We start from the raw sequence: 19,097 nt of genomic DNA, 5'->3' as shown, positions 1-19,097 counted from the left end.
CTTCCGTCGGCCGGGCACCACAGGTCTACGGCCCCCTGCTAAACCCCCGGTAAATCCCGTCGCGGGCCAGAACGCGGGCCAGAACGCGGGCCAGAACGCGGGCCAGAACGCGGGCCGGAACGCAGGCCAGAACGCGGGCCGGAACGCAGGCCGGATGGCCCCGGCGTACGCCCAAGCCCCTCTTTAGTCGCGGTACGCACTGTCGGTGTCCAGCAGCGCGACGACGACATGGGGGCAACCGTGACAACGGCCGCAGTGAGCAACGGCCCGCACGCCGGCGACGACGGGGTGCGGCGCGTCGGCCCGGGACGTCCTGCTGAGGAGTTCTACCTGCCGCCGCTGCCGCGCCTCCTCCCGCGGGGCTATCACCCCGACGCGGCCCGGATCGAGATCGCCTCCAACGGGTGGGTCCGCCGGATGCTGGGGGCGTGCTTCGCCGACGAGAGCGACCTGCTCGTGTTCCTGCGCCAGCGCAACGGCCTGTACGGCCCGCTGACCGTGCCGTACGCGGAAGCGTCGCGCGCCCGGAACATCGCCGACTGGTACCAGTTCGTCACGGTGATCGACACCTTCGTCTCCGACCGGTCCGCGCTCGGCGGCTCGCACGCCGTCGCCGGTGCGGTCTTCGCGGCCTTGCTCGACGACCTCCGCTCAGGCGTGACCCGCGGCACGGACGCTGAGCCCGAGGGCACGGCCCCGCTCTACGCACGCGCCGCCACAGACCTGTGGGAGCGGCTCTCGCCCGGTCTGAGCAGACCGCAGGAGGCGCGGCTGCTCGCGAGCCTGGAGGCGTTCCTGCGCGGGTGCAGCGCGGAGATCCGCAGCAAACTCGACGGTCGCGTACCGGACTTCGAGTCCTGCATGCGGATCCGGGCCGAGAGCTTCGGCTGCGCGTTCCTGGGGCTGCTGACGGAGTACGCCGCGGAGGTCGACATGACCGGCGCGCTGGCCGCCGGGCTGCTTGACGAGGTGCACCACCACGGGATGCGCCAGCTGATCATCGTCAATGACCTGCTCTCGTGGCGCAAGGAGTACCGGGACGAGGACACCATGACCACCGTCCGCGTCCTGTGCGAGCACGAGGGCCTGCCGCTCCAGGTGGCCGTCGACCGGTTGTGCGCGCTGGCCGAACGGCATGAGCGGGAGTACCTCGCCGCCAGGGACCGCCTGCTGGCCGGCCCGGCCGGCCCGTCTCGTCCGGCTGGCCCGTCTCGTCCTGCTGGTCCGTCTCGTCCGGATGACGGGATCGTCGCCTACCTCAGTGGGCTCGACCATCTGATCGGCGGGAGCCAGGAGTTCGAGTACCTGACGCCGCGTTACTTCGGTGACGGGGCAGTGTGGGACGGAAGCACCTCGGGCTGGCTCAGCCTCACCGCCCCCATCGCCCGCTTCCGCGACGCCCCGGCCGGTTCCTGAGCGCCGCGTCTGCCGTACGCCCAGGCCGGTTCTGGAGTGCCGCGCCAGCCGTACGCCTCTGCCGGTCCCTGAGTCCCGTACCAGCCGTACGCCCCCGCCCGCCGCCGCATCGAGCCAGAAGGAGACCGTCATGGCCACGACCGCGCCGACCGCCGAGGCCCCGCCGCCTGCCCGGCCGCCGCGCAAGGCGCGCTACGCCGTCGCGCCCTGCGCTCTCCCGCTGCTCGGGCACGCGCTGCCGCTGGCCCGGCGTCCGCTGGACTTCCTGACCGGCCTGTCACGGCACGGGGATCTCGTCGAGGTCAGGCTCGGCCGGCGTCCGGCTGTGATGGTGTGCGACCCCGGCCTGATCCGGCAGGTCCTGCTGGAAGCGCGTACCTACGACAAGGGCGGCCCCCTGTTCGACAAGGCAGAGGAACTGGTCGGCAGCGGACTGTTCTCCGCGACCTTCGAGCCGCACCGCCGCCAGCGCCGGATGATGCAGCCCGGCTTCCACCAGTCCCGGATGCCCGGTTACGCGGCCGTGATGGAGCAGGAGATCGCCGAACTGCTCCAGGGCTGGAGGGACGGTCAGGAGCTCGATGTCCGCGACCAGATGCACGCCGTCACGCTGCGCATCGCCGCACGGACCATGTTCACCAACCCGCTCAGCACCAGGGCCACCGCCGAGGTGCAGGAGTGCATGCCGCTGATCAACCGCGGCGTCTACAAGCGGATGGTCGCCCCGACGGCGCTGCTGGAGAAGCTGCCCACACGCGAGAACCGCGAGTTCGCGCTCGCACACGAGCGGATGCGCGTGGTCGTGGACCAGGCCATCACCCAGTACCGCAGCGAGGGGATCGACCACGGCGACCTGATGTCGATCCTGATCAGCACGGTGGACGAGGAGACCGGGCAAGGCCTGTCGGAGGAGGAAATCCACAAGCAGGTGACGACCCTGCTCGCGGGCGGTATGGAGACCACCGCCAACGCGATCTGCTCCGCCCTCCACCTGATCGACGGGCACCCGCAGGTGCGGCGGCGCGTGCGGCAGGAACTCGACCGGGTCCTGGCCGGACGGCCCGCGCGGTTCGAGGACGTCCCGCGGCTGGAGTACCTCTACCGGGTCCTGTACGAGACATTGCGCTTGCGTCCCCCGGTCTGGCTGCTGACACGGGTGACCACCCGCGACGCGGAACTGGGAGGCCACCGGCTGCCCGAGGGCAGGATCATCCTGCTCAGCCCCTACCTGCTGCACCACAACCCCGACCTGTTCGCGCGGCCGGAGAACTTCGACCCCGACCGCTGGCTGCCCGAACGCGTCGACGACGTCACACGGGCCGCCATGCAGCCCTTCATCATGGGCAACCGAAAGTGCATCGGCGACAAGTTCGCGCTCACGGAGGCGACCCTGCTGATCGCCACGATCCTGGGAGCCTGGTCGATGCGGCCGGTCGCGGGGACTAGGCGCAAACACCTGCCCGAGGCGACGCTGGGCCCGGGGCCCCTGCCCATGCGCCTCACCCGACGGCAGCCCGCGACGGAAGACACCGCGGTGGACGTGACCGACAGCCCTCGCGAAGCAGCGGCGACGCGACCGGACCCGTCCACCGGCAGCTGCCCCTACCGCGGGGACCAGTCGTGAACATGCCCGCCGCCATCGCCGCCCGGCCCGTCGAGGCCCCGCACGCGCTGCCGCTGCTCGGCCACGCCGGGCAGCTCTGGTTCCGTCCGCTGCCCTTCATACGTGAACTCGCTTACAAACACGGGTTGGTGACGCTCCGTCTGGGGCCCTACCGGGCCTACCTCGCCTGTGGCACGGCGGACGTGCTGGAGGTCCTCCACGACGCGCGGACCTTCGACAAGGGCGGCCCGCTCTTCGAGAAGGCCCGGCTGCTGGTCGGTGACGGCCTCGTCAGCTCGGACTTCACCACCCACCGCCGACAGCGGCTGCTGCTGCAGCCCGCCTTCCACACCGCCCGCCTGCCCGGCTATCAGCAGCTGATGGCCCGGCAGGTCGACGCCACGCTCGCCACCTGGCGCACCGGACAGGTCCTCGATCTCGGCCACGCCATGCACACCCTCACCCTGCGCGTCGCCGCCCGCACCATGTTCGGCGCCCGGCTCGACGACCGGGCCATCGGCGAAGTCGTCGCCGCCATGCCTGTCATCATGCGCGGCGTCTACCAACGGATGGTCCTTCCCGTCGACTGGACGCACCGGCTTCCGCTGCCGGCCAACCGTCGTTTCGAGCGTGCCCGCGCCACCATGCATCGCGTCATCGGCGACACGGTCCGTGCCTACCGGCGCAGCGGTCAGGACCACCACGACCTCCTGTCGATCCTCGTCCACGGCCGCGACGAGCACGGCGCCGGCCTGACCGAGGAGGAGATCCACGACCAGGTGATGACGCTGCTGATCGGCGCGACCGAGCCGCCCGGCGACGCGCTGACCTGGATCTTCAGCCTGCTCGCCGCGCACCCCGACGCGGAACGCGCCGTACGGGCCGAGGCCGACCACGTGCTCGGCTGCCGGCCCGCGACCGTACTGACACCGGACGACCTGCCGCGCCTTGAACACACCCACCGCGTCGTCCGGGAAGCTCTGCGCCTCTACCCGCCCGCCTGGCTGCTGACCCGGACCACGACCCGGGACACACGACTCGCCGGCCACCCGGTGAAGAAGGGGAGCACCGTGCTCTTCAGCCCCTACCAGACTCAACACGACCCGCGGGTCTTTCCCGAGCCGCGGCGCTTCGACCCCGACCGCTGGCGCGCCCCCACGGCCGCCGCCCGGCTTGCGATGCTCCCCTTCGGGGCAGGCAACCGCAAGTGCATCGGCGACGAGGTGGCCCTCACCGAACTCGTCGGCGTGACCGCGGCCGTGGCCGCGCGATTCCGCCTGCGGCCGGTCTCGGGCACAACACCCCGTCCGGTGGCCCGGGCCTCCCTCGGCGCCGATCGCGTGCTGATGACCGTCCAGTCGCGCCGCCCGAACACGGTGCGGAGCCTCCCCGGCCGAACCGGGACGGCAGCCTCATGACGCCCACCACGGCCACGATGTCAGCGCCGGCCCGGCCCCCGACGACGACCGCCATGCCCCTCTCCGCGCCAACCGCCGCCGACGACCAGGTCGAACGGCTCCTGCGGACAGCCGCCGGGAGGACCGTGGCCCGCCATCTCGGACAGGCCGTCGTACGCGCCGACCTGTCCGGCACACTACGGGCGATCGGGACAGCCCTGGACGCCAGCCCTCTGGTCACCCCGCCTGCCCTGACCGACGTCCTCACCGGCGGCAAACGGCTGCGGCCGCTGCTGGTCATCGCCGCGTCCCGTACGGCGGGCGCCCCACCGCCCCGACTGTCCGAGCGCGTCGTCCAGGCGGCCACCGCCGTGGAACTGCTCCATCTGGCCAGCCTGGTCCACGACGACCTCATGGACCAGGCCGCGACCCGGCACGGTGTCGCCACGATCAGCGCCCGCGGCGGGAACACCCTGGCCCTGCTCGCAGGTGACTGCATCATCGGTCACGCCCTCACCGCCGCCGCCACCCTGCACGGCGCGGCCGGCGGCATCATCGGGCGCACTCTCGTCCGGCTGTGCGAGGGCCAGGCCGAAGAGTGGTCCACGGTGCTGGACACCGCCCGGCGGATGGGGTCCTACTACTCCGCGATCGAAGGCAAGACCGCGTCACTCTTCGAGGCGGCCTGCCGCCTTGGCGCGCTCGCCGCCGGCCACGGAGCCGGAGCCACGGCCGCGCTCGGCAGCTATGGTCGCTTCCTCGGCCTCGGCTACCAACTCCGCGACGACCTGCTCGACATCACCGCGGAGCCGGACGCAGTGGGCAAGCCGATCGGACACGACATCACCAACGGCGTCTACACCTATCCCACCCTCTGGGCGCTCGGCCGCGACCCCGGACTCGCCACGCTGCTGCGCGCGCTCGCCCACGAGCACGAGTCCGCCGCCCGCGCCGGCCTCGCCCGGGAAGCAGCGGACCGGATCCGCGCGTCAGGCGCGACCGACGCCACCCGGCGGGCGATCCGCGCCCAACGCGATCAGTGCGTCGCCGTACTGGCCGGGGCCGCCGACGCCGACGGCCTCGGCTGTCACGGCGCGGAACTGCTCGCGAACCTCGCCGACGCCGTCCTGGACCCGACCGGGGACAGCAACATGGTCAGCGGGTCCGCCGGAAGCCCCGTACCCATCCCGGTGGGGGAGTGAGCGGCAGGGCGCAGGGATCAGGCCGCTCTCGCCGCGCCCGCGCGCACCACGTTGGTGAGCGGGCGGCCCTGCTCCAGGCGGTTGATGTTCTCGGCGATCTCCGTCGCGCGGGCGGCGAAGGTGTCGGTCGTGTGGCCCGAGTGGTGCGGGGTCATCAGTACGTTGGGCAGGCGGTGGAACGGGAGTCGGCTCGGGGCCTGCGGCGGTCCTGACCACCACACGTCGAGCGCGGCGCCCCTGATGGTGCCCGAGCTGAGTGCCTCGTACAGTGCTTCCTCCTGTACGACCGGTCCGCGGGCCACGTTGACCAGGATGGCTTCCGCCCCCATGGCGGCCAGTTCGGCGGGGCCGATGAGGCCGTGCGTGGCGGGGCTCAGGGGGACGGTGACCACGACGACGTCGGACTCGGCCAGCAGGTCGGGGAGTCGGTCGTTGCCGCCGATCCAGTCGGTTTGCAGGTCGTCCGGGACAGCGGCGGAAGGGTCGCGCCGCACGGCACGTACCCGCAGGCCGACTGCCTGGCAAAGGCGGGCGACCTCGGTGCCGGTCTCGCCGAACCCGATGATCCCCACCCGGCGGCCCCGCAGCGTCGTCCCGAAGGGCAGGTGCGGGTCCACTGCCACGTTGCGCCACTGACCCGAGCGCAGGGCGCGGTCGGCGCCCAGGACATCGCGGGAGAGCATCATCACGGACATGAGCACATGTTCCGCGATGGAGCGGCCGTGGTGGTGGGTGATGGCGACGCTCACCTCGGGGCCGAGCGCGTCCAGCGGGATGCCGTCGTAGCCGGCGCCGACGACGTGCACGAGCCGCAGGCGTTCGGCACGCCGGGCGTCCTCGGCGCTCAGCCGCGAACCGACGTAGACCTCGACGCCGGGGATCTGCTCGGAGACGCGGGCGGCGGGCCAGTCGCAGGCGTCGAGCCAGGTGTGCCGGCCTTCGGTACGACCCTTGAGCGGTTCGTGGAACCGGCTCAGGATGCGGTGGTTGAGCATGATGTGCACGGGCGGGTCACCACCGGGGTGTCTTGGTCTCGAACGAGGGGTCGAAGCGGCGCATGTAGCCGGTGTCGTCACGGTCGCGCAGTCCGCAGTCGAGGTACTGCCGGTGGAGCCGGGCGAGTGCGTCGCGGTCCAGTTCCACTCCCAGACCGGGAGCCGTCGGTACGGTGACGCGGCCCTCGCTGAACCGCAGTACCCCGGTGTCGACGACGTCCTCTTCCGGCCGCTTCCACGGCCAGTGCGTGTCACACGCGTAGGTGAGGCGGGGGGTGGCCGCGGCGAGGTGGGTCATCGCGGCCAGGCTGATGCCCAGATGCGAGTTGGAGTGCATCGACATGCCGAGGCCGAACGTGTCGCATATCGCGGCGAGTTGGACGCCGCGCCGCAGTCCGCCCCAGAAGTGGTGGTCGGACAGGACGATGCTCACGGCCTTCTCGGCCACGGCAGGGGCGAGGTCGTCGAAGGAGACGACGCACATGTTCGTCGCCAGCGGTGTCGGTGTCCGGCCGGCCACGGAGGCCATGCCCTGGATGCCCTCGGTCGGGTCCTCCAGATATTGCAGGACGCCTTCCAGTTCACGGGCCACGTAGAGCGAAGTCTCCGTGCTCCAGGCGGCGTTGGGGTCCAGGCGCAGGGGCAGATCCGGGAAGGCCTTCCGCAGGGCGCGTACGGCCGCGATCTCCTCGTCCGGCGGGAAGACGCCGCCCTTGAGCTTGACGGAGGAGAAGCCGTACGTGTCGATCATGCGGCGGGCCTGGTCGACGAGGCCGGCCGGGTCGAGAGCCGCGCCCCAGTCGTCGTCCTCCTGGCCGGGGTGTCCGGCCCACTTGTAGAACAGGTAGGCGCTGTAGGGGACCGAGGGGCGGACGGCTCCGCCGAGGAGGTCGCTGACCGGCTTGCCGAGCAGCTTGCCCTGGACGTCGAGGCAGGCGACGTCGAACGGCGACATGACCCGGTCCACGGTGCTGCTGCCGGTCACCATGCCGGACATGCCGTCGCCGCCCGATGTGTCCTCGCCGAGAGCGCGTCTGATGCGTGCGGTCAGGTCGTTGAGGCTCCACACGTCCAGGCCGGTCAGTTCACCGGCGGCGCGGCGCAACCGCTCCAGGTGGACCGAGCCGCCGTAGGTCTCGCCGACGCCGGTGAGGCCGCTCTCCGTGGTGATCTCCACGATCGTGCGCAGTGCGTAGGGCTCGTGCACTCCGACCGTGTTGAGGAGCGGGTAGTCCCGGAAGGCCACGGGAGTCACGGTGACGTCGGCGATGCGGGCGGCGTTCCCTGCCATGGAGCCATCCTCATATGTAGTAGGCGTTCTCATTTGTAGACAGCGGTTGGCGGGCTGTCAATGGCCGGGCTATGGCACGGGAGTGAGCAGAGTGCCCTCCGTCATGAACCGGTGGAGGTTCTCCAGCACCAGATCGCCCATCGCCCGGCGCGTCTCGTGCGTGGCGCTGGCGATGTGGGGGAGCAGGACCACCCGGTCCGATTCAAGGAGCTCCCGCGGCACGTTCGGCTCGTCCGCGAAGACATCGAGGGCCGCGCCGGCGATGCGTTCCTCCGACACCGCGGCGACCAGGGCCGGTTCGTCGACGACGCTGCCGCGTGCGACGTTGACCAGGTAACCGCGCGGGCCCAGCGCCTCAAGGACCTCCGCGGAGACCAGCCCCCTGGTGGCCGCGCCGCCCGCGACCGTGACGACGAGCGCGTCGCATTCGGCGGCGAGCTCGTGCGCGGTGGGCACATGACGGTAGGGCACATCGGCGACCGGGGTGCGTGAGCAGTACGCGATGCTCGTGCCGAAGCCTTCGAACCGCCGGGCGACGGCCCGGCCGATGCGGCCGAGGCCCAGGATGCCGATCCGCTTGCCGCTCACGCGCGTGGCCAGCGGGAAGGGGGCCGAGGTCCACTTTCCGTCGCGTACGTACCGGTCACCGGCCGACAACGCGCGCATGACGTCGATCAAGGCGCCGACGGCGAGGTCGGCCACGCAATCGGTGAGCACGTCGGGGGTGTTGCTGACGTCGATGCCGCGTGCCCTGGCGTGCGTCACGTCGGTCGTCTCGTAGCCCACGCCGAAGTGGACGATCGCCCGCAGCCGCGGCAGCGCGTCCATCAGGGAGTTGGCGACGCCGAACCGCGCGCTGGTCACCGCGGCCACCACGTCATCGGCGTGCTCGCGCAGAGCGGCGGCGGGGTCGGCCGACTCGTGGAGACGGACGGTGCGGTAGCGCTCGGCCAGTGCTTTTTCCAGGTCGGGGAGGAGCGGGGAAACCTGGAGCACGGTGCCGGAGGCGGGCGGGGCGGTGATGGGGCTGGACAAGGTGGTGCTCCCGTCGTCGTGAAGGGGCCTGCTCGGAAGGGGTCTGCTCGGAAGGGGTCTGCTCGGAAAGGGCCTGCTCGGAAGGGGTCTGCTCGTCGGGAAGAGGCTCGCTGGACCGTCGTATCGGCGGCGCGGGCACAAGATCCGCCCCGCCGCATGCCTTGACGCTGCTGCGGCGCCGGTTTAGCTTCGCGTTCACGGATGCGGACTGTGGACGCAAGTGTAAACAGTTCGAGTAAGCCGCAGCCCGGGGCCCCGCCCCGCATCCAGGTCCGGATCCAGCTGAAGCTTCAGGAGGTTGGCCCCGCTCGGATCGCCAGTCGACAGCACTTCCCCCGGAGATACGCCGACGATGAAGTCCCCCGTTTCTTCCCTCCCGCCCGGACGAAGGCGGTTGCCCCGCGCGATGACCGCGCTGCTCCTCGCGGGTACCGCGCTGTTGTCCGGCGGCTGCGCCGTGGCCAACAGCGCGGGCGGTGACGCCGGTAGCACCGACGGCCGCACCCTGCGGGTGGTGCTCACCCAGGAACCGCCGACGCTGGAACCCTGCGAAGCCTCCCTCACCAGCACCGGCGTCGTCGTCCGGTCCAACATCACCGAACCCCTCGTCGAACGCGACCCCGTATCCGGCGACCTGGACCCCCTGCTCGCGACCGGCTGGAAGCAGACCACGCCCCGGACTTGGACCTTCGACACACGCGGCGGAGTGACCTTCCAGAACGGTGAGCCGTTCACCGCCGAGGACGCCGCCTTCTCCATCGAACGGGCCGTCAACTCCGACCTCGCGTGCAACGTCGAGGGCTATGTCTTCGGCGACGACGACCTCAAGGTGAAGACGAGCGGGGACAACCGCCTCACCGTCACCACCGCCGAGCCCGACCCCATCCTGCCGCTGCGCCTGAGCTTCGTGGAGATCGTGCCGCGCACGACCGACACCAAGGCCAAGGTGCGCATCCCGATCGGCACGGGGCCGTACGCGGTCCGCGACTGGCAGCCCGGAGCCGCGATCTCCCTCAACCGTTACGACGACTACTGGGGCAAGGCCCCCGACTTCCCCCGGGCCCGCTATGTCTGGCGCAGCGACGCCAGTGTCCGGGCCGCCATGATCGACAAGGGCGAGGCGGAGATCGCTGTGGCGCTCGACCCGATGGAGGCCGAGAAGGACACGACCGTCGCCTACCCCAACAACGAGACGACCGCGCTACGGCTCGACGGCCGCGAGGCGCCGCTCGACGACCGGCGGGTGCGCCGGGCGATCGACATGGCCGTGGACCGCGACGGCATCATCGACGCCCTGCTCGGCGGACTCGCCGAACCGGCCGCCCAGTTGGTGCCGCCCGGAGTGGTGGGACACAACGAGCGCATCAAACCGACCCGGCAGGACGTGACGGGGGCCAGGGCCCTGGTGCGGGAGGCGAAGGCCGACGGCGTCCCCACCGGCCGCACGATCACCCTGGTCGCCCGTAACGGCATGTTCTCCGGAGTGTCGGAGACCGCGGAAGCCCTGCAGTACCAAATGCAGCGCATCGGCCTGAACGTGAAGGTCCGGATGGCCGACACCGCCACCCATCTCCAGTACCAGCTGCGGCCGTTGCCCGAGAACGTCGGACCCATCGCCCTGCTCATGATGCACGGCAACCAGGCTGGCGACACGGCCTTCACCACCAGCCAGTACCTGCTCAGCGAAGGACCGCAGTCCACCTTCGGCAGCAAGGACCTCGACCGGCGCGTCGCCGAGGCCGGCGCGCTGTCCGGCGACAAGCGTCAGAAGGCCTTCGCCGATCTGCTCGCCCGTCAGAACAGGACCGTCGTGCAGTACACCCACATCGCCCACATGAACGGACTGCTCGGCCTGTCACGGTCGATACGGTACGAGCCGAACTCCGCCACCGGCGACGAACTGCGTCTGTCCGAGGTCGGCCAGGCAACGGCGGCGAGGCGCTGACATGTTCCCCTTCCTGCGCAAACGCATCGTGTCCAGCGCCATCCCCCTGGTGTTCGTGGTCCTCGGCGTGTTCTTCCTGGCCCGGCTGACCGGCAACCCGGTCGACCTCTACCTCCCGCTGAGCGCCACCCCCGAGCAGCGCGCGGAGTTCTCCGCCGACCAGGGCTTCGATCTGTCGATACCTGCCCAGCTGTGGAACTACCTCGTCGACGCCGCGCACCTGGACTTCGGCACCTCGCTGCGGACCGGGGAATCGGCGGGCGGGATGGTGCTCGACGCGTTTCCCGTCACCCTGCAACTCGCCGGTGTGACCATGCTGCTCGCCGTCACCGGGGCGGTGCTCGTCGGCAGCCTGGCCGCCTACCGCCCCAACTCCCTCGTCGACCGCGTCGCCAGCCTGCTGTCCATGACGGCCGCGAGCATCCCCGACTTCTGGTTCGCCATCATGGGCGTCCTCGTCTTCGGCGTGGGCCTCGGGCTCCTGCCGACCTCCGGGACCCTGGGCGGACCCGAGATCTGGATCCTGCCCGTCGCCACCCTGCTGATCCGCCCGTTCGGTGTCCTGGTCCAGGTGGTGCGGGGCAGCATGGTCACCGCGCTGTCGGCGCCGTACGTGAAGATCGCCCGGAGCAAGGGCGCCGCGCCCCGGCGGGTGATCTTCGGCCACGCCCTGCGCAACGCGGTGACGCCCGTGCTGACCGTGGCGGGCGACCTGACGGTGGGCCTGGTCAACGGCGCGGTGATCGTCGAGACGATCTTCGGCTGGCCCGGCATCGGCAAACTCATGATCGACTCCATTCTCCAGCGCGACTTCGCGGTGCTCCAGGCGGCGGTGCTGCTGACCGCGGTGACGATCTTCGCGCTGAACATCCTCGTCGACGTCTGTCACGCGCTGACCGACCCCCGCGTACGTCAGGCGGTGCCGGCGTGAGCGAAGGGATCACCATGCCCGGAGAAGAGCACTCCGCAGGCCTCGGCTCCGGGGCTGAGGCTGCTGCCACCGTCGCCGGGGCCGAGGCGGCTGCCCCCGGCTCCGGGACCGAGGCTGCTGCCCCCGCTTCCGGGGCGGGAGCCGCTGCCCGCGCCTCCGAGACCGAGGCGGCTGCCCGCGCCTCCAGGACCGAGGCCGCTGACCGCGCCTCCGGGGCGGGAGCCGCTGACCCCGCCCTCGCCCCTGGGACCGAAGCCGCCCCGAATCCCCGCGATGCCCGGACATCGCGCTGGTGGCGGATGTTGGGCCGGGACCGTGCCGCGGCGGTCGGGGCCGTCATCCTCGGCCTTGTCGCCCTCGTGGCGCTCTTCGGTCCGCTGGTCATCGGAGACCGCGCCCAGCGTCAGGACCTGGACGCCTCCCTGCGACCGCCGTCCCTGAGCGAGGGGGTGTACGGGCTCCTCGGTACCGACGTCCTGGGGCGCAGCGTCCTTGCCCGCCTTGTGGAGGCCGCCGCGACGACCCTCTCCGTGGCCGTCCCCGCCGTGCTCTGCTCGCTGGCCGTCGGCTCCGCCCTCGGGCTGTGGGCCGGCTACCACGGTGGCCGGCGCGAGAGCCTGGCCATGCGCGTCGCCGACGTGATCCTCAGCTTCCCCTCGCTGCTGATCGCGGTCGTCGTGCTCTACGTCTTCTCGCCCAGCGCGCTGAACATCGTGCTGATCCTCGCCGTCACCCGTATCCCCGTATATCTGCGCACAGCGCGCGCGGAGGCCGCCGAACTGCGCAGCCGCCTGTTCGTGGACGCGGCCCGTACCTTCGGCACACCGAGCAGGAAGATCATCTACTGGCACATCCTGCCGATCGCGCTGCCGACGCTGCTCACGGTCGCCACCCTCGACTTCTGCTTCGTCATGCTCACCGAGTCCTCGCTGAGCTTCCTCGGCATCGGCATCCAACCCCCGGAGGTCAGCTGGGGCCTGATGGTCGCCCAGGGGCGGCAGTACCTCCAGACCGCCTGGTGGATCACCGTGCTTCCGGGGCTGGCCATCGTGCTCACGACGGTCTCCGCCACGGTCCTCGCCGCCTGGGCCCGCATCGCCACCGACCCCGCACAGCGCTGGCGTCTGACGCTGCCGACAAAACGCCGCGGCGCCTCAGCGGCCGTTCCCCCGGAGTTGATCCCGTGACGCGTACCGCCGCCCCCGCACCGACCGGCACCGACGACCCCGCCCTCGACGTCGAGGGGCTCTGCGTCGACCTGAGCACACCCCTGGGCACGGTGCGTGCCGTGGACGGCGTCAGCTTCAGCGTCCGCCGCGGCCGGACCCTGGCTCTGCTCGGCGAGTCGGGCTGCGGCAAGTCCATGACCGCCCTGTCGGTCGTGGGGCTCCTCGACCCCGCGGCGCGGGTCACCGGCGGCGCGGTCCGGGTCAGGGGCAGCGACACGCTGCGGCTGAGCCCGGCCGAACGCCGCAAACTGGCCGGACCCGTCCTGTCGATCGTCTTCCAGGACGCCCTGACCGCACTCAATCCGGTGCAGCCGGTGGGCCGGCAGATAGGCGAGGCGTTCCGCATCCACCGCGGCCTCTCCAGGCGCGAGGCCAGGGAGAAGGCGATCGAGCTGATGACGCGCGTGGGCATCCCCGAACCGCGGGAACGGGCCCGCTCCTACCCCCACCAGTTCTCCGGCGGCATGCGCCAGCGCCTCCTGATCGCCATGGCCGTCGCCCTCGACCCCGACGTGCTGATCGCCGACGAGCCCACCACCGCGCTCGACGTGACCGTGCAGGCGCAGATCATGCGGCTGCTGCGGGACATCCAGAACGAACGCGACATGGCTCTCGTCCTGATCACCCACGACCTGGCCGTGGTCGCCCAGCGCGCGGACGACGTGGTCATCATGTACGCGGGCACGGTCGTGGAGAAGGGCCCGGTGCGGGACGTCTTCTCCGCTCCCCGCCACCCCTACACCCAGGGCCTGCTCGACTCGGTTCCCGAACACGCCGTACGAGGACGCCCGCTGCCCGCCGTACCCGGCAGCCCGCCCGAACTGAGCGCGGTGCCGCCCGGATGCGCCTTCCAGGACCGCTGCCCGCTGGTACGCGAACGCTGCGTCCGGGAACGGCCGGTACTGCGCCCGGCGGGCGAAGGCCGCACGACCGCCTGCCACTTCGCGGAGGAGCTGACCCATGCCTGACATTCGAGCTGCATCTGCAGCCTCTGAGGCCTCCGCTGCCTCCGCGGCCTCCGCCGCAACTGCGGAGGCCGCAGCCCGCCCGCTGCTCGAAGTCAGCGGCGTCACCAAGAGTTTCGGCAGCGGCCGCCGCAGGCTGACCGCCCTGGACGGCGTCGACATACGACTCGGCCGCGGGGAGACCCTCGGGCTCGTCGGCGAGTCGGGCTGCGGCAAGTCCACCCTGGCCCGGGTGCTGCTCGGCCTCGAACGGCCCGACGCGGGCACCGTACGGTTCGACGGCACCGACCCGTTCGCCCTGCGCGGCAAGGAACTCCTCGCCTGGCGCCGCCGCGTCCAGATGGTCTTCCAGGACCCCTTCGCCTCGCTCAACGCGCGCATGTCGGCGGCCGAGTTGATCGGCGAACCCTGGCGCACCCACCGGGACGTCGTACCGACCCCGAAGGCCAGGGAGAAACGCGTCCGTGAACTCCTCGCCCTGGTCGGACTCCGGGACAGCGACGCCCACCGCTACCCGGGCGAGTTCTCCGGCGGACAGCGCCAGCGCATCGGCATCGCCCGCGCGCTGGCCCTGGACCCCGACCTCATCGTGTGCGACGAACCCGTCTCGGCACTCGACCTGTCCGTACAGGCGCAGGTCCTCAACGTCCTGTCGGAACTCCGCGAACGCCTCGGTGTCGCGTACGTCTTCATCTCCCACGACCTGTCCGTGGTGCGCTACATCGCCGACCGGGTGACGGTGATGTACCTCGGCAAGGTCATCGAGCACGGGGACACCGAGGAGGTCTTCGACCGCCCCCAGCACCCCTACACCTCGGCGCTGATGTCGGCGGCCCCGGTCCTTGACGCCTCCCGCACCACCGCCGACCGGGAGATCCAGCTCCAGGGCGAAATCCCTTCCCCCTTCGACATCCCGTCGGGCTGCCGCTTCCGCACCCGCTGCCCGCACGCCGAGAACCTCTGCACCACCGAGCCCCCGCCCCTGGCCACCCGCGGAACGACGGCCGCGTCCGGCACCCACACGGCGCTGTGCCACTTTCCGCTGGGGGTGGCGGGCGAGTCCGCGGGGATGTGAGCTGCCTGGCGTGCGTGAGTGTGGCGCTCAGCCCTTGGCGTACGTGCCCGGCGTATGCCCGAGCGTGCGGCGGAAGGTGTCGATGAACGCGCTGGCCGATGACCAGCCGCACAGGTGCGCCACCGCGGTGACGGGGGTGTCGTCGGCCAGCAGGATCAGAGCGTGGTGGAGGCGTAACTGCGTGCGCCACTGCGGGAAAGTCATGCCGAGGTCGCCGCGGAACAGCCGGGACAGGGTGCGGTCGCTCGCACCCACCTCGCGGCCCAGTTCGGCGAGGGTGCGGCTGTCCGCCGGGTCGGCGCGCAGGATGTCGCACAGCGTTCGCAGCAGGGGTGACTTCGGGGTGGGCAGGTGCAGCGGCTGCCGGGGCGAGGCCCGGAGCTGGTCGAGCAACACCGCGCGCAGGCGCGCCCGTTCGGGGCTCTCGCCCGCGGTCGGGTGGGTGTAGGCGACGATCAGTTCGCGTAGCAGCGGGCCCACGGCCAATACGGTCGGTGACTGAAGGGCGAGCGGGTTCTCCGTCGCCGGCAGGCCCACCAGATGCAGTCGGAGTCGGCCGTGGGCCTGATGGGCGTGCACGGTGCCGGCCGGGATCCAGAGGGCGCGGGTGCCTGGGGCGACCCAGGAGCCGGCGCTGGTGGTGACGGCGACGACGCCGCGGCCGGCGTAGACGATCTGGTGGTCGTCGTGGCGGTGGGTGTCGATCGCGGCGCCGGGTGCCAGTAACTGGGTGCGCGTCGGGGCGACCGGAAGGTGGCGGACCATCGTCATTGGTCGGCAGATTATCGGAAGTGCGACACCCTCACCGGCGCCGACCATGACGGGGTGCGAAGGAATACGTCCATCACCCTGTTGTCCGCCGGGCACGCCTGCGTCGACCTGTACCAGGGCGCCGTCGCGTCCCTGGTGCCGTTCTTCGTCGCCGAGCGCGCCTACAGTTACGCCGCCGTCTCGGGCATCGTGCTCGCCGCCTCCCTGTTGTCGTCGGTCGCCCAACCGGTCTTCGGCGTCCTGACCGACCGCTGGGCGATGCCGTGGTTGCTCCCGGTCAGCACGCTGCTCGGCGGTCTGGGCATCGCGTTGAGCGGGCTGAGCGGTTCGTACGCGCTGACCCTGGTGTTCGTTGCGGTGTCCGGGCTCGGCGTGGCCGCCTATCACCCCGAGTCGGCGCGGGTCGCCCGGCTTGCGAGTCGGGGCAGCCACAGCGGCATGGGGTGGTTCTCGCTCGGCGGCAACCTCGGCTTCGCGGCGGCCCCGCTCGTGGTCACCGCCGTCGTGGCCGCGGGGGGCCTGCGCCTCACACCGTTGCTGGTGCTTCCGGCGCTCGTCGGGGCCGTGTTGTGCCTGCCCGTACTGCGCGCGCTGGAGCGGCAGAAGGCCGCCGGGGCCCGTACCGAAGTGGCGGTCGGCGCGGATGACCGGGCGTCGTTCGTGAAACTGTCGCTGGCCGTGGTGTGCCGGTCGATCGTCTTCGTCGGCCTGAGTACCTTCCTCTCGCTGTTCGCGACGGAGCGCATGGGCGGCGGTACGGCGGCGGGGACCGCGGCGCTCTTCGTGCTTTACCTGGGCGGCGCGGTGGGTTCCGTGCTCGGCGGCACGCTCGCGCACCGGTGGGACCGGGTCACCGTCGCGCGCCGGGCGTATCTGATCGCGGCCGGATCGGTCGCGGGCGTGGTCTTCGTGCCCGGCCCCGCGATGTATCTGTTCGTGGCGCTGACCTCGGCCGGTCTGTACGTCCCGTTCTCACTCCAAGTGACGCTCGGACAGGACTACTTGCCCTCCCGCATCGGCACCGCCAGCGGGATCACGCTCGGTCTGACCGTCAGCATCGGCGGCCTGGCGAGCCCCTTGATCGGGAGCATCGCCGACGCGACATCCCTGCGGACCGCGCTGGCGCCCCTGGTCCTGATGCCCGTACTGAGCTGGCTGCTGTTCCGCACCCTGCCCGAACCGGCCGTACCGGTCCCGCCCGAACCGCCCGTACCCGCCCGGCCCGATCAGCGCTGACCGGCGGCGGCCCGGATCACTCGTCGGCGACCTTGTGCACGGCGGTGTCCTCGGGGTCCAGCCGTCGGCCGTCCGCGGACAGCACTTCGAGTGTGCGCAGCTGCCGGCCATGCCGGCGGTCGACCAGCTGTGAGTGCGGCTCGCCGGGCGCGAAGAAGTTCTGCTCGCCCCACTGACGCAGTGCCACGATGACGGGGAAGAGCGCCTCGCCCTTCGGGGTCAGCACGTACTCGCGGTAGGCGCTGCCGTCCGACGCGGGAACGGATTCGAGGACGCCGCCGGCGACGAGGCTGCGCAGTCGCGCGGTGAGGATGTTCTTCGCCACGCCCAGGCTGCGCTGGAACTCCCCGAAGCGGCGGCTTCCGTCGAAGGCGTCCCGCACGATCAGCAGGGACCACCAGTCGCCGATCGCGTCCACCGAGCGGGCGACGGGACATTCGCTGTCGTCGAAGCGCGTTCTGGTCACCATGGGTCCGGGCCCTTCGCTCTCACGTTGGTTGCAACATGCTACCAAGCGGGCTAGCGTCACCCTCGCTTGTTGGTAGCAAGATGAAACCAGATCGGGGAGGGGTGGGGACGGGTGCTGATGCCCGGGAACAGCGGAGACTGCGGCGGCAGCGGGGAGGGTGGCCCGTTCGTCCTGACCCGCGGCGTCCTCGCGCTCTTCGCCCTCGCCTGCGGGGCCGCGGTCGCCAACGTCTACTTCTCCCAACCGCTCCTGGTGACCATGGGGCACGACCTCGGCATGAGCCCGGCACTCGTCGGCAGCGTGGTCACCCTCACGCAGGTCGGTTACGGCCTCGGCCTCTTCTTCCTCGTACCGCTCGGCGACGTGGCCGACCGCAGGCGGCTCATCGTGGCCCAACTGCTGCTACTGGTGGTGACGTTGGCCGTGGTAGCCACTGCGCACACGGCGGTGATGCTGCTCGCGGGCATGGCCGCGACGGGACTTCTCGCCGTCGTCACGCAGACATTGGTGGCCTTCGCGGCGTCACTGGCCCGGCCCGCCGAACGCGGACGCGTCGTCGGTCTGGTGACCAGCGGCGTGGTCATCGGCATCCTGCTCGCCCGCACCGCGTCCGGCCTCATGGCCGACCTCGCGGGCTGGCGCTCCGTCTACCTCGCATCGGCGTCGCTCACCGCGCTGCTCGCCTTGGTCCTGTACCGCGTACTCCCGCGTCCCAGTGGCACTTCGTCGGCCACCCTGAACTACGGACAGCTCCTGCGCTCCACGATCACCCTGTTCGCGCGCGAACGCCTGCTGCGCCACCGCGCGTTGACCGGGCTACTGATCTTCGCCGCTTTCAGCACCCTGTGGAGCAGCGTCGCGCTGCCGCTCAGCGAGGCCCCGTACTCCCTCTCCCACAGCGCGATCGGGGCGCTGGGCCTCATCGGCGTCGTCGGAGCCATGGCCGCCACCGTGGCGGGCCGTCTGAACGATCGCGGACTCTCGCGGCGGACCACCGGCATCGCGTTGGCGCTGCTCGTAGCCTCATGGCTGCCATTGGCCTTCACCCGCAGCTCGCTCTGGGCCCTGGCCGCCGGGGTGATCCTCCTTGACCTCGCCGTGCAGGCGGTCCATGTCACCAACCAGACCTTGATCTACGAGCTTCACCCGGACGCGGGCAGCCGGTTGATCGGCGGATACATGGTCTTCTACTCGATCGGCAGTGCCACCGGCGCCATCGCCGCGACCACCCTCTATGAGCTGGCGGGCTGGGGCGCCGTGTGCGCACTGGGTGCCGTATTCAGCTGCACGGGGCTATTGCTGTGGGTGTTCTCCGGTCATAACTATTCAGGCGTCGACGCTTATTACGGAAAGGGTTCGCTTTGCCGGAATGCGTAACGGATTCAGCGATCGGGTAACGAACCACGTTTTCGTGCGAGATCCATCAACGGAGTGGCAGTGCACTGGTACCGACGGGCCGCACGGACCGTCGTCACCCGGGCGCCGAAGCAGCGCCCCCAGTGCAAGGGATGATTTTCCATGTCAGAGCTGTCAGGGC

The 19,097-nt window shown here is 71.1% G+C and carries 16 protein-coding genes; 11 read left to right on the top strand and 5 right to left on the bottom strand.

Annotated features, from left to right (window positions below; genetic code table 11):
- The first annotated feature begins 240 nt into the window (after positions 1 to 240).
- The 4 genes from IE226_RS30725 (at position 241) to IE226_RS30710 (ending at position 5,618) form a co-directional block, all read left to right on the top strand.
- On the top strand, positions 241 to 1,416 hold the full coding sequence (locus IE226_RS30725; protein WP_190084672.1) for a terpene synthase family protein: 1,176 nt from the start codon (positions 241 to 243) through the stop codon (positions 1,414 to 1,416).
- Positions 1,417 to 1,546: 130 nt separating this feature from the next.
- Positions 1,547 to 3,040, top strand: coding sequence for a cytochrome P450 (locus tag IE226_RS30720; protein ID WP_190084671.1), 1,494 nt, complete (start codon positions 1,547 to 1,549; stop codon positions 3,038 to 3,040).
- A 2-nt stretch (positions 3,041 to 3,042) separates the two neighbouring features.
- Positions 3,043 to 4,437: a cytochrome P450 gene (locus tag IE226_RS30715; RefSeq protein ID WP_229871644.1), complete on the top strand. Its 1,395-nt coding sequence runs from the start codon at positions 3,043 to 3,045 to the stop codon at positions 4,435 to 4,437.
- Positions 4,434 to 5,618, top strand: coding sequence for a polyprenyl synthetase family protein (locus tag IE226_RS30710; protein WP_190084669.1), 1,185 nt, complete (start codon positions 4,434 to 4,436; stop codon positions 5,616 to 5,618). The genes IE226_RS30715 and IE226_RS30710 overlap by 4 nt, the downstream gene beginning before the upstream one ends.
- A 17-nt stretch (positions 5,619 to 5,635) precedes the next feature.
- Here the strand turns inward: IE226_RS30710 and IE226_RS30705 are convergent, their stop codons facing one another.
- The 3 genes from IE226_RS30705 to IE226_RS30695 all read right to left on the bottom strand — a co-directional run bounded on the left by IE226_RS30705 (position 5,636) and on the right by IE226_RS30695 (position 8,939).
- Positions 5,636 to 6,613 carry a 2-hydroxyacid dehydrogenase gene (locus tag IE226_RS30705; protein WP_229871643.1) on the bottom strand — a complete coding sequence of 326 codons (978 nt, stop codon included), beginning with the start codon at positions 6,611 to 6,613 and terminating at the stop codon, positions 5,636 to 5,638.
- A 16-nt stretch (positions 6,614 to 6,629) separates the two neighbouring features.
- Positions 6,630 to 7,904, bottom strand: a complete 1,275-nt coding sequence (locus tag IE226_RS30700; protein WP_190084667.1) for a glucarate dehydratase family protein — start codon at positions 7,902 to 7,904, stop codon at positions 6,630 to 6,632.
- A 69-nt stretch (positions 7,905 to 7,973) separates the two neighbouring features.
- Complete coding sequence (locus IE226_RS30695) at positions 7,974 to 8,939, bottom strand: 2-hydroxyacid dehydrogenase (protein WP_229871640.1); 966 nt, start codon at positions 8,937 to 8,939, stop codon at positions 7,974 to 7,976.
- A gap of 406 nt (positions 8,940 to 9,345) precedes the next feature.
- Between IE226_RS30695 and IE226_RS30690 the strand changes: the two genes are divergently transcribed.
- From IE226_RS30690 to IE226_RS30670, 5 genes are read left to right on the top strand one after another with little or no spacing between them, the layout of a single operon-like run.
- Entirely contained in the window at positions 9,346 to 10,884 is a 1,539-nt protein-coding gene (locus tag IE226_RS30690; RefSeq protein WP_190084666.1) for an ABC transporter substrate-binding protein, read from the top strand.
- Between the two features lies 1 nt (position 10,885).
- On the top strand, positions 10,886 to 11,815 hold the full coding sequence (locus IE226_RS30685) for an ABC transporter permease (protein ID WP_190084665.1): 930 nt from the start codon (positions 10,886 to 10,888) through the stop codon (positions 11,813 to 11,815).
- Positions 11,816 to 11,829: 14 nt separating this feature from the next.
- Positions 11,830 to 13,002, top strand: coding sequence for an ABC transporter permease (locus IE226_RS30680; protein WP_229871639.1), 1,173 nt, complete (start codon positions 11,830 to 11,832; stop codon positions 13,000 to 13,002).
- Positions 12,999 to 14,012, top strand: a complete 1,014-nt coding sequence (locus IE226_RS30675; RefSeq protein ID WP_190084664.1) for an ABC transporter ATP-binding protein — start codon at positions 12,999 to 13,001, stop codon at positions 14,010 to 14,012. The genes IE226_RS30680 and IE226_RS30675 overlap by 4 nt, the downstream gene beginning before the upstream one ends.
- A complete protein-coding gene (locus IE226_RS30670; RefSeq protein ID WP_190084663.1) occupies positions 14,005 to 15,084 on the top strand; it encodes an ABC transporter ATP-binding protein in 1,080 nt (359 codons plus the stop codon). Before IE226_RS30675 ends, IE226_RS30670 begins: the two co-directional genes overlap by 8 nt.
- 27 nt (positions 15,085 to 15,111) lie before the next feature.
- Here IE226_RS30670 and IE226_RS30665 read toward each other — a convergent pair whose 3' ends face one another.
- Positions 15,112 to 15,855 carry an AraC family transcriptional regulator gene (locus tag IE226_RS30665; RefSeq protein WP_190084662.1) on the bottom strand — a complete coding sequence of 248 codons (744 nt, stop codon included), beginning with the start codon at positions 15,853 to 15,855 and terminating at the stop codon, positions 15,112 to 15,114.
- Between the two features lie 54 nt (positions 15,856 to 15,909).
- On the opposite strand from IE226_RS30665, the gene IE226_RS30660 reads away from it, so the two are divergent.
- The gene (locus IE226_RS30660) at positions 15,910 to 17,091 is read left to right on the top strand and encodes an MFS transporter (RefSeq protein ID WP_190084661.1); all 1,182 of its coding nucleotides are present in this window, start codon (positions 15,910 to 15,912) and stop codon (positions 17,089 to 17,091) included.
- Between the two features lie 16 nt (positions 17,092 to 17,107).
- Here IE226_RS30660 and IE226_RS30655 read toward each other — a convergent pair whose 3' ends face one another.
- Positions 17,108 to 17,560, bottom strand: coding sequence for a winged helix-turn-helix transcriptional regulator (locus IE226_RS30655; protein WP_190084660.1), 453 nt, complete (start codon positions 17,558 to 17,560; stop codon positions 17,108 to 17,110).
- Between the two features lie 117 nt (positions 17,561 to 17,677).
- Between IE226_RS30655 and IE226_RS30650 the strand changes: the two genes are divergently transcribed.
- Positions 17,678 to 18,937 (top strand): MFS transporter, encoded by a 1,260-nt coding sequence (locus IE226_RS30650; protein ID WP_190084659.1) that lies wholly within the window; start codon positions 17,678 to 17,680, stop codon positions 18,935 to 18,937.
- The last annotated feature ends 160 nt before the right edge of the window (positions 18,938 to 19,097 follow it).

The sequence above is a fragment of the Streptomyces longisporoflavus genome (genome assembly GCF_014649775.1).
GTDB lineage: Bacteria > Actinomycetota > Actinomycetes > Streptomycetales > Streptomycetaceae > Streptomyces > Streptomyces longisporoflavus.
The sequence above is the reverse complement of the archived record's forward strand: the minus strand, read 5'-3'. Positions and strand labels throughout refer to the sequence as shown.

Bases quoted from the DNA above. Each gene is read 5' to 3' on its own strand.
- IE226_RS30720 (WP_190084671.1), top strand. From the start codon at position 1,547: ATGGCCACGACCGCGCCGACCGCCGAGGCCCCGCCGCCTGCCCGGCCG.
- IE226_RS30715 (WP_229871644.1), top strand. From the start codon at position 3,043: ATGCCCGCCGCCATCGCCGCCCGGCCCGTCGAGGCCCCGCACGCGCTG.
- IE226_RS30710 (WP_190084669.1), top strand. From the start codon at position 4,434: ATGACGCCCACCACGGCCACGATGTCAGCGCCGGCCCGGCCCCCGACG.
- IE226_RS30705 (WP_229871643.1), bottom strand. From the start codon at position 6,613: ATGCTCAACCACCGCATCCTGAGCCGGTTCCACGAACCGCTCAAGGGT.
- IE226_RS30700 (WP_190084667.1), bottom strand. From the start codon at position 7,904: ATGGCAGGGAACGCCGCCCGCATCGCCGACGTCACCGTGACTCCCGTG.
- IE226_RS30690 (WP_190084666.1), top strand. From the start codon at position 9,346: ATGACCGCGCTGCTCCTCGCGGGTACCGCGCTGTTGTCCGGCGGCTGC.
- IE226_RS30685 (WP_190084665.1), top strand. From the start codon at position 10,886: ATGTTCCCCTTCCTGCGCAAACGCATCGTGTCCAGCGCCATCCCCCTG.
- IE226_RS30680 (WP_229871639.1), top strand. From the start codon at position 11,830: ATGCCCGGAGAAGAGCACTCCGCAGGCCTCGGCTCCGGGGCTGAGGCT.
- IE226_RS30670 (WP_190084663.1), top strand. From the start codon at position 14,005: ATGCCTGACATTCGAGCTGCATCTGCAGCCTCTGAGGCCTCCGCTGCC.
- IE226_RS30665 (WP_190084662.1), bottom strand. From the start codon at position 15,855: ATGACGATGGTCCGCCACCTTCCGGTCGCCCCGACGCGCACCCAGTTA.
- IE226_RS30655 (WP_190084660.1), bottom strand. From the start codon at position 17,560: ATGGTGACCAGAACGCGCTTCGACGACAGCGAATGTCCCGTCGCCCGC.
- IE226_RS30650 (WP_190084659.1), top strand. From the start codon at position 17,678: ATGCCCGGGAACAGCGGAGACTGCGGCGGCAGCGGGGAGGGTGGCCCG.